General features: G+C 40.2%; 3 protein-coding genes. All 3 read left to right on the forward strand.

Going from position 1 to position 6,436, the window contains the following annotated elements; genetic code table 11:
• Nucleotide 1: 1 nt before the first annotated feature.
• Genes NFR61_RS08515 through NFR61_RS08525 form a run of 3 tightly spaced genes read left to right on the forward strand, consistent with a single transcriptional unit; the run spans nt 2 to nt 6,230 of the window.
• Nucleotides 2–1,153 carry a restriction endonuclease subunit S gene (locus NFR61_RS08515; RefSeq protein ID WP_251623059.1) on the forward strand — a complete coding sequence of 384 codons (1,152 nt, stop codon included), beginning with the start codon at nt 2–4 and terminating at the stop codon, nt 1,151–1,153.
• A 23-nt stretch (nt 1,154–1,176) separates the two neighbouring features.
• On the forward strand, nt 1,177–2,997 hold the full coding sequence (locus NFR61_RS08520; protein WP_251623061.1) for an ATP-dependent nuclease: 1,821 nt from the start codon (nt 1,177–1,179) through the stop codon (nt 2,995–2,997).
• 5 nt (nt 2,998–3,002) lie between these two features.
• The gene (locus NFR61_RS08525) at nt 3,003–6,230 is read left to right on the forward strand and encodes a type I restriction endonuclease subunit R (protein WP_251623063.1); all 3,228 of its coding nucleotides are present in this window, start codon (nt 3,003–3,005) and stop codon (nt 6,228–6,230) included.
• Nucleotides 6,231–6,436: the final 206 nt, after the last annotated feature.

Consider the following 6,436-nt stretch of genomic DNA (forward strand, 5'->3'; position numbering starts at 1 on the left):
TATGGGAGACGGAAACGTAAAATGGGTTCGACTTGAGGATTATATTGTCGAATGTGATAGCCGCCGGAATGCCGACAATGCTTTAGACTTATCAGCATTGCGAGGTGTGAGCATAAATAAAACTTTTATTGAATCAAAAGCTAATATGGATGGCGTTTCTCTATCGTCTTACAAACAGGTTCGACCAAATGAGTTTTGCTATGTAACTATTACATCAAGGAACGGTGATAAAATCTCTCTAGCACTGAATGATTCTGACGATACATATATAGTGTCATCGTCCTATGTTGTTTTTAGGATTTTAGACACAGCCATATTACTGCCGGATTATCTTTATCTAATTTTCAGCAGACCGGAGTTTGACAGATATGCTCGATACAATTCTTGGGGAAGTGCTCGCGAAGCGTTTAGTTTTGCGAGTATGGAATTAGTCGAGATTCCATTGCCGTCTCTTGACGAACAGCAAAAGGTGGTAAATGCGTGGAAAGCATTGAGCGAGATTAAAGAACAGAATGTGGCAAAAGTCGCTCCGCTTATGCAACTCTGCCAAAGTTATATCCAAAAGTTGAAGCATAATTGTTCATTACAAGAAATAGGACAATATATTGAGGAATGTGATGAGCGGAATATCGGTAATGCGCTTGGAGCAGATTCTGTTAGAGGACTGGCGACCTCAAAAGGTATGATTGATACGAAGGCAAATTTAGAGGGGGTTTCTCTTACTCCTTATAAGATTGTCAAACCAGACGAGATTGCATATGTTCCAGATACATCAAGAAGAGGCGACAAAATGAGTTTGGGATTAAATAACACTAATGAAAATGTTCTCGTTTCTTCAATCTCTTGCGTTTTTAAGGTCAAAGACAAAGAGCGACTGTTGCCTGATTTTTTGTATCTATGGTTTTGCCGTCCGGAATTTGACCGATTTGTCCGTTTCAATTCATGGGGCAGTGCTCGGGAAACATTCTCTTTTGAGGATATGAAGCGTGTTCGCATTCCGATACCGGATATTGATGTTCAGCGAGCTATTGTCAATATATACAAGTGCACCAACGAAGCCAAACAGATAGCCGAAGAAGCCGACCGGCTTTCTCGTGAAGTATGTCCGGCATTACTTCAACATATCATACACAGTACTTCCAATCACAATTGATAGAAATCTAACAGCAAATAAATATGTATATTTCAAAGGCAAAAATCGAGAATTTTAAGTCTATCAAAGAGATTGAAATCCCTTTTGATAAAGTTGGTGACAGCTATACCAAAATATTTGTAGGAATCAATGAATCTGGTAAAAGCAACATTTTAGAGGCGTTGTCCTATTTTAACGCTCCGGAAGACGAAGTGTCTTTCGATCAATTTTGCAATCAAAAAATTGAGGATTGTGAGTATTGCAATATTTACTTCTCTTTGAATTTAGAAGAGGACGAAGAAAAAGAATTAAAAGCTGCAATTAATGAAGCCACTAATTCTCAATTTGATATCGATTTTGCCATTTCAAATATCGTAAAGAATGTGTATATAAAAAGAGGCGATTCGGAATTTGAATATACATATGATTATGATATAAATCTGCTTGGTAAATATTTTGTTAAAATCGAAAAATCGTGGAAAGATACGATTTCTGTGGTGGAGATACCTGAAGAAGAAGGTGGATTTCTATTAAATGCCACTGAATTTAAAAAAAATTTTGATGGCATTATAACTGATTTTATTGAGGGAAGAGAACCGTCCGTATCTGTTTGGAAACCATCCAAGAAGTATTTACTTTGTGATGCGGATTTAAATGTTTTTAAAGATGCACCGACCTCAAATAGACCTCTTTACAATATCTTTAAATTGAGTGGTTATGCAGATAAAGCTGCAATAAAGGAAGTTATCAGTAAGGTTGCAAACTCACGAAGCCGGAGCCGATTAATGGGGCAACTTAAAATTTCTTTGAATAAATATATAAATAATGTATGGAGTAATAATATAGATCTGATTATAGAAATCACAGAGACCGGTAAATTTTCTCTGTTGATTAAAGATAAAGGGGAAGAAAATGAAAATGACAGATTTTCTATAAATGAGCGAAGCCAAGGAGCGAAACATTTTTTGTCTCTAATATTATCTTTATCACTCGAAACTAAAAATCAGGAACGAAAAAATGAGTTAATACTGATAGATGAGCCGGAAGTCCACTTGCATCCTTCCGGCATTCGAGATTTGGCTAAGGAACTTTTAAAGATAGGTGAAGATAATTTTGTCTTTTTGGCGACCCATTCTCCTTTTATGATTGATAAAAGTCATAGAGAGCGTCATTTTATTGTAAAAAAGGATAAAAAGGCGACAACTGAATTAAAACGTATAAAAGATAGCGATAATATCATTGATGACGAAGTTTTGAGGGAGGCGTTCGGTATAGATGTATATAGAGACTTACTGAATCCACATAGAATTTTGGTTGAGGGGGCGACAGACAAAGTGCTACTACAAAAAGCTTTAAATTGTTTGGGCCATAAAGATATCGGTATAACAAATGGGACTGGTAGCAATATAATAACGTTGGCATCAAGAATAAATTATGAGAACATCAGTATTTTTGTTTTGCTTGACGATGATGGAGATGGGAAAAAAGACAAAGAAAAAATACTCAAGATAGGTGGAGGTTATACGGAAGAAAACGTTTTTACGATTCGCGATCTTGTTGGTGATATTGTAGCCAACGGAACTATAGAAGATACATTAGGACAAAATTTTGTTAAAGCACAGTTTGTTAAGTTTTGTAAACAGGGATTGAAAGAGGACATAGACTTTGAGGTAGATTCTACGCAACCTATTATAAAGCAGATAGTAGAAGAATTGAAAAAGAAAAATTTATTCAGTCAAGAGAATATGGATGCTTTCAAGAAGCAGTTGTCTGATGAATTTAAACCTACTAAAACATCCTTGGGTGCAAATACGCCTCTTCTCCAAAAGTTGGCAGAAAAGATTGTCGAAAAAATAAAAAAGTGATAACTATGCCAAGCAAAGGAAAATATTATGAAAGTCAGTTTGAGGAGGCGACAATCGACCTGCTCAAAGAGGCTCATTGGCAATATACTTTCGGAGATGAACTGCATCGCAAGTGTACCGATCCGCTTATTGAGGAGGACTTGCGTGCTTTTCTGAATGGTCAGTATAAGAGTAAGAATCTATCGGAAGTTGAGATGGACGGCATTGTAGCCAACCTGCGCAATGTCGGCGAGCAAAATGATTATTTTGCTGCGCAGAATACATTTTTTCTTTATCGAGACGGATTCGACTTCACATACAGCGATGGCAGAGACAACCCGTTCCGATTGGAGTATATTGATTTTGAGCATCCCGACCACAATCTTTTCCGTTGCGTCAATCAGTTTGTTATGGAGCAGGGGCGCGAAAACCGCCGTCCGGATATTCTGCTGTTTGTCAATGGCATCCCTGTATGTATCATTGAACTGAAAAATCCCACCAAACAAAACGCCACCATACGCGATGCGCATACGCAAATATGTACCCGATATATGCGCGATATTCCTGCATTGCTGAAATACTGCACACTGGCGGTTATCAGTGACGGCGCAAAAAATGGGTTGGGAACGCCGTTTTCTCCGTTTGAGTTCTTCTATGAGTGGAAGAAGATTGAGAATGAGGACAAAGCCGGCAAGGGACTTGATACGTTACGAACCTTAATTCGTGGTGCATTGTCACCGGAACGCATATTGGAGGTGCTGCGCGATTATGTCTATTTCCCCGACCCGACAAAGGAAGATGACACGACAGCTATCGTATGTCGTTATCCACAATTCTTCGCCACGCGCAAATTGAGAGATTACATCCTTCAGCATCTGCGTTCTGTCGGCGGAGATGGAAAAGGGGGTACTTACTTCGGCGCAACCGGCTGCGGAAAGACCTATACGATGCTGTTTTTGGCTCGACAGTTGGCGTTGCGATGCAAAGAGCAGCTCGGCAGTCCCACCATTCTCATTATCGTGGATCGCGAGGACCTAGAAACCCAAAGCGGAAAACTCTTCTGCAACTCCAAACGATTTTTGGAGGATAATGCCGTAAAAGTGTTTGAGACTAGGCAGGAGTTGGCAGCGGAGATGAGTACCCGTAAAACGGGAGGTGTATATATTACTACCATTCAAAAATTCGCGGATTCGACCGGGCTGCTTACAGAGCGTTCCAACGTAATTTGTATGAGCGATGAGGCGCATCGAACTCAAAACAATCTTGGTTCAAAGCTTTCTATCCGTGCAGACGGAGAGCAGGATAAAATAGGTGCTAAAGTTACATACGGTTTTGCAAAATATTTGCGTGATGCACTGCCCAACGCGACGTATGTCGGCTTTACCGGTACTCCGATTGACGAGACCGTGCATGTATTCGGAAAAGTCGTTGACCAATACACGATGAAAGAGTCGGAATATGACGAGATAACAGTTCCTATTAAATATGACCCTCGATTGGCTCGTGTATTCCTCAATAAAGAGCAGGCGGATAAGGTAGAAGAATATTATCGTTTGTGTGCTGATGAAGGAGCGACGCCCGAAGATATTGCCAAGAGTAAAGCTGCGATGTCAAGTATGCAGGTTATTATCGGTGACGATGATGTTCTGTATCGTGTAGCCCGCGATATAATTGACGACTATAAACGTCGCACGGCATCGACCGACCGCCTGCAAAAGGCAATGATAACCTGTATTGACCGCACTACCGCTTTTCGCTTGTACAAAGTTATGAGGGAGTTGCAACCGGAGTGGTTCGAGAAGAAAAAAGCGTTGAATGAGCTAACGCTAACGGCAGATGAGAAGAGTAAGCTTGCGGATATCGCCTTTGTCAATATGGTAATGACAAGGGATAAAGATGATGAACGTGAACTCTACGACCTTCTTGGAGATAAAGAATATCGCAAGTTCCTTGATTCGGAATTTAAGTCAGAAAAGTCCAATTTTCATATCTCCATCAATGTGGATATGTGGATTACCGGATTTGATGTGCCGTGTCTGACAATGCTTTACAACGATAAACCGCTATCGAAGCACACGCTGATACAGACAATCTCGCGTGTCAATCGCAAATATGGCACGAAAGAATATGGCTTTATTATCGACTACATCGGCATCCGCGAGGAGATGAAAAAGGCGATGAAGAAGTATGGCGGAGAAATCAGCCCCAAAGAAGACCTTGAAATTGCTCACGAGATATTACAAAATGAGTTGCAGTTGCTTCGTGAACGATTATCCGGACTTAATTTTGCCAGATTCTTTGGGAATAACGATTTAGCCCGTCTGCAATTTATTCAGGAAGCAACAGAATACATATTAGCCAACAACATAGAGCGCAAAGGCGAATTGTCTTTTTGGAAACTTATAAAAGAACACGTGAAGCGTTTGCGTTCTGCGTACAACATCTGCAATCCTGCTGGAATTTTGTCTGATGAGGAGGTGATGTGGAGTCAGTGTTTTATGGGAATCTGCTCTTATGTCAATAAGATGACGGCAACCGAACACGACGCCGAGAGTATGAACCGACAAGTGGAACAGATGGTGAAGGAGGCTATTATTGCCAGTGGTGTTGAGCGTGTTCTTGATGAAGGCGTTGAAGAAAATATTTTCAGTGACACATTCTCGAAAGAACTGGACGATATGAAGATGCCGTTTACCAAATTCCAGATACTGTGTAAAATGGTGGCGAGGGCTATTCGGGCATATAGTCGGACCAACAAGATACAGGCGGAACATTTCCAAAAGATGCTCGAGGAAACGATTGATGCGTATAACACCCGTGACAGTCTGACCTTTACCAATGAAGTGACACAGAATGTAGTGAATGAAGTATGTGATATTGTTTCATACAAAATCAACGGATTGTCGAACAAGTTAATGAACATTCTGAAAGAACTAAAAGCTGACAGCGAGAAGTTCAAGGAATTGGGAATTACATTTGAGGAAAAGGCATTTTTCGATGTTCTTGTAGAAGTCAGAGACAAGCATCAGTTTGAATATGCCGATGAACGTTGCATTGAGTTGGCGAAGAAAATCAAGTTGCTGATTGACGATACCGCCATTTATGCCGATTGGTTGAATAACGATAACTTGAAAAGTAAACTTGCCAGCCAGCTCACATACCTTATTTACAAGGAAGGCTATCCTCCACAATGGGATGAGGAAGTCTTCCAGAAGGTTTTGGAGCAGGTTGAAAATTATAAAAGGAATAGTTGATGCGAGAACATATGCCACTCAAACGGAACAATATGGTAAATATGTCTATTTTAGATGGAAATACTATTGAACTACATTACTGGTTCAATGATGGCAGTCATACTATGAGTGCTACTATACTAGTTCAGTTTTCGTGAATAAATTGTGACCACCGGGAGCGAGCTCCTCTGCCTTTTGAAGAGCAAGTGGTTGGCGAATGTAATACG

The organism is Odoribacter lunatus, from assembly GCF_943193135.1.
In the GTDB taxonomy this organism is placed as follows: domain Bacteria; phylum Bacteroidota; class Bacteroidia; order Bacteroidales; family Marinifilaceae; genus Culturomica; species Culturomica lunata.